The organism is Burkholderia sp. E168m23 (assembly GCF_016586125.1).
In the GTDB taxonomy this organism is placed as follows: Bacteria; Pseudomonadota; Gammaproteobacteria; order Burkholderiales; family Burkholderiaceae; genus Burkholderia; species Burkholderia orbicola.
Window position 1 is genome coordinate 1 of the sequence record NZ_BCPP01000969.1, and the last position, 2,652, is coordinate 2,652.

Consider the following 2,652-nt stretch of genomic DNA (forward strand, 5'->3'; position numbering starts at 1 on the left):
GAGCGTCTGCCGCACCGGATGCGCGGCCGTCATCCCGAGCGACAGCGCCTGCATGTAGCGGTCGAGATCGGCTTCGCCCGGCAGCCGCGTCACTTCGGTGCCGTCGGGACGGAACAGGATCATCGTCGGATAGCCGTGCACCTTGAAACGCTCGCCGAGCTTCTGCGCGCTTTCGGTATCGCCGTCGAGATACACGGGCACGAAGAACGACGAGCGCGTCTTGAATGCCTGCTGACTGAAGATCGTCGACTTCACCTGGTTGCACGACGGGCACCATACCGCGCCCCAGTACAGCAGCAGCGGCTTGCCCTCGCGCTTCGCGAGCGCGAACGCGGCATCGACGTCGCCGTGTTGCCACGCGATGCCGGGCGGCAGATGCGCACCGTCTGGCGATGCGCTCGCCACCGGGGCGCCCGCGGGCGTGGCGGCGGCGAGCGCCGCGCTGGCGGCCACGAACAGGCAGGCGGCGGTGAGATTGCGGAGAACGGTTTTCATCGAAGCGGGTTCCGTTGAAAAAGACGGTTTCAGGGCGATGCCGGGCACGCAACGGGGGCCGTGAAGCGATGACGATGAGGCCGGCCGACAGGCAGCGCCGCGCATGCATCGATACGGAAAAGCGAAGCCGGCCGCAGCGACCGGCAAATCGTTCGACGATACGACGGGTACAGCCGAAGGAAAACGAACGAATTCTCGATTGGATATGACGGGCGGCAGCACGTGCCGCGTGTGCCGTCACGTCGGCGACGGCCAGCCCTTCATTGCCGCGCCTTGATCCGGGCCATGTGATACACGGACGCATGCACGCCGTCGCGTAACGCGTAATCCGGCGATTCGCCTTCGATGCGGAAACCGTGTTTCTCGTAGAGCGCGATCGCCGCGCGGTTGTCGGTGAACACGGTCAGCTCGAGCCGCGTGATGTTCAGCCAGTTCTCCGCGAGATCGATCGCGGCCGCGAGCAGCCGGCCGCCGATGCCGCGCCCGTGACGGGCCGCGTCGACCATCATGCCGAGCGCCGCCGCGTGGCGCCGGCGCGGATTCGGTTCGGGATGCAGGCCGAGATGGCCGACCACCGTGCCGTCGATTTCGGCGACGAGGCTCATGCCGTGCTCGCGCACGCTGTCGAGCCGCTTCTGCCATTTTTCGAGCGACGGAAACGGCTGTTGCAACGTATTCATGTACACCGCGGGATGCGCGGCGATCTGCCGGATCGCGTCGACGTCGTGCGTCTCGCTGTGCCGGATTCTGATATCGGTCATGGGTGGGCCGGGTCCGAAAAGTCACGCCGAAGGCGCGGACTGCGCAGGCGCGCAGCAACGCATCGAGCTTAGCCGATTTCACGCCTTTGAAACACAGGTGTCACGCCGTCGCCAGTCACGTTGCATCCGCAACGAAACGCGCGCGCCATCCACGAAAATCCGGAAAATTCTGACCGGTCACGCCCACGGAGATCGGTAATTTCTTACCGTTTTCAACCCCGCATCGCACCTGAACGAATCGTTGCGCACGCAACGTCACGTGCGCGACATGCGATGTCATTTCTTCATCACGTCCACGTCATGTCGACGCCCTAGACTGGGCGCCGCCGCAGTCCCGCATACGCCGGGTTGGTATGTGTGCCGGCACCTGCCGCCGCGCATCACGAGCGCGCGGCGCACAGGATCGCGACGACGAAGCCGCGGCATCCGCGCGACGTCGGGCGTCGCGTGTCGGGCGCAATGCGTGCCCCGCTGCGACACGCGGCCGCCGCCCCGAACGCGCACGCATCGGCGATCGCCCCGGGGCCGGACGACGCCCGGGCACCCCCAGACGAACGCACGACCGCTCCCACCCTCACAGGACACGAACGCCATGACGTCACGCCGCAAATTCCTTCAGCAGACCGCCGGTTCCGGCCTCGCCGCCGCCGCGCTCTCCGCGTTTCCGCCGAGCATTCGCCGCGCGCTCGCGATTCCCGCCTTCCACGAAACGGGGACCATCCAGGACGTCAAGCACGTCGTGCTGCTGATGATGGAGAACCGCGCGTTCGACAGCTACTTCGGCACGTTCAAGGGCGTGCGCGGCTATGGCGACCGCTTCGCGGTGCCGTCGCCGAACGGCCGCGACGTGTTCTACCAGGCGTACACGAAGGCGACGCCCGCCGCGACCGTGACGCCGTATCACCTCGACGCGCGCCAGGGCAACGCGCAGCGCGCGGGCGGCACGCCGCACACGTGGGCCGACGCGCAGGCCGCGTGGGATCACGGCCGGATGAACCGCTGGCCCGACGCGAAGACGCCGCTGTCGATGGGCTATTACGACGCAGCCGAAGTGCCGTTCCAGCGCGCGCTCGCCGATGCGTTCACGCTGTGCGACCACTACCACTGCGGGATGCACACGGGCACGATCGCGAACCGCCTGTTCTACTGGAGCGGCACCAACGGCCCGAACGGCATCAGCCCGGCCGATGGCAGCCGCGTGAAGATCGCCGCGCTGAACAACCAGTTCAACGGCGGCAACGACATCGGCCCGTCGAGCCAGGGCTGGACCTGGACGACCTATGCCGACCGGCTGCAACAGGCCGGCGTGAACTGGAAGGTCTATCAGAGCCTGATCGACAACTTCGGCTGCAACGAGATGATGAGCTTCCGCCACTGGCGCGCTGCGATCGAGCAG

Annotated in this window: 3 protein-coding genes; 1 reads left to right on the forward strand and 2 read right to left on the reverse strand. The window is 67.0% G+C overall.

What is annotated here, in order from left to right; translation table 11 throughout:
• Positions 1–495, reverse strand: a 495-nt coding sequence (locus JMF90_RS32695) for a thioredoxin family protein (protein ID WP_201325984.1), incomplete at its 3' end; no start/stop codon positions are given.
• 260 nt (positions 496–755) lie between these two features.
• Positions 756–1,256: a GNAT family N-acetyltransferase gene (locus JMF90_RS32700; protein WP_011548896.1), complete on the reverse strand. Its 501-nt coding sequence runs from the start codon at positions 1,254–1,256 to the stop codon at positions 756–758.
• A 592-nt stretch (positions 1,257–1,848) separates the two neighbouring features.
• Here JMF90_RS32700 and JMF90_RS32705 point away from each other — a divergent pair.
• Positions 1,849–2,652, forward strand: an 804-nt coding sequence (locus JMF90_RS32705; protein WP_305790768.1) for an alkaline phosphatase family protein, incomplete at its 3' end; no start/stop codon positions are given.